Source organism: Planomonospora algeriensis (assembly GCF_977012225.1).
Genome location: NZ_CDRNDK010000905.1, coordinates 1 through 1,138, shown reverse-complemented (window position 1 = coordinate 1,138; position 1,138 = coordinate 1). Strand labels below are relative to the sequence as shown.

Here is a 1,138-nt window from a genome sequence, read left to right as displayed (position 1 = left end):
TGCGCCGCCAGGTGCAGGGCGACCAGCGACGACGAGCACGCCGTGTCCACCGTCATCGCGGGGCCTTCGAATCCGAAGGTGTACGAGATCCTGCCGGACACCAGGCTTCCGCCGCTGGTCGAAGCGGGAGTGCCGAGTCCGTAGTCGTGGTACATCACGCCGGCGAACACGCCCGTACGGCTGCCGCGCAACCCCACCGGGTCCAGACCCGCCCGCTCCAGCGCCTCCCACGAGGTCTCCAGCAGCAGCCGCTGCTGCGGATCCATGGTCAGGGCCTCACGCGGACTGATCCCGAAGAAACCAGGGTCGAACTCCGCCGCGTCGTACAGGAAACCGCCGTGCTTCACATAGGAGGTGTCCTTGCTCTCCGGGTCGGGGTTGTAGATCCTCTCCACGTCCCAGCCACGATCGGTGGGGAACTCGGAGATGGCGTCCATGCCGTCGGCCACCAACTCCCACAGCCCTTCGGGCGACAGCACACCGCCCGGGTAACGGCAGGCCATGCCGACGATGGCGATCGGCTCATCATCACCCGGTGTCCTGGCCGTTGTGACCGCTATGTCCGCGGGCGCGGCGCCGGTCAGCTCCGCCTCCACGTAGTCCGCCACCGCTTGAGCGGTCGGGTAGTCGAAGATCAGCGTGGCCGGCAGCCGCATGCCGGTGACCCCGCTGAGCCGGTTGCGGAACTCCACCGCGGTAAGAGAGTCGAAGCCCAGGTCCTGGAAGGCGCGATCCGGCTGTACGGCCTCCTTCGAGGAGTGTCCGAGCACCGTCGCCACTTCCTGGCGCACCAGATCGGACAGCAGCGAGCGGCGTTCCGCAGACTCCATCGCGGCCAGCCGTTCCGCGAGTCCGTTGCCGCCGCCCGCCCGGGGCGGCGCCGTACGGGTCGCGCTTCTGGTCTGGACGAACCGGGCGGCGACCAGCGCCGGGTGGTCATAGCGCAGAGCGGCGTCGAACAGCGCCAGTCCATCCGCAGCCGACAGTGGCTTCAGGCCCATGCGCTCCATGCGGCGCACGTCGGCCTCGGTCAGCTCCTCCGCCATGCCGCCGATCGCCCACAGGCCCCAGGCCAGCGAGGTACCCGCCAGCCCCTGCGAGCTGCGGTACTCGGCCAGAGCGTCCAAGAACGCATTCG

1 protein-coding gene is annotated in these 1,138 nt (G+C 69.3%); it reads right to left on the bottom strand.

Translation table 11 applies throughout. From position 1 onward, the window contains the following. On the bottom strand, positions 1 to 1,127 hold a 1,127-nt coding region (locus ACWJ6R_RS36785; RefSeq protein WP_449066618.1), incomplete at its 3' end, for a beta-ketoacyl synthase N-terminal-like domain-containing protein. Positions 1,128 to 1,138: the final 11 nt, after the last annotated feature.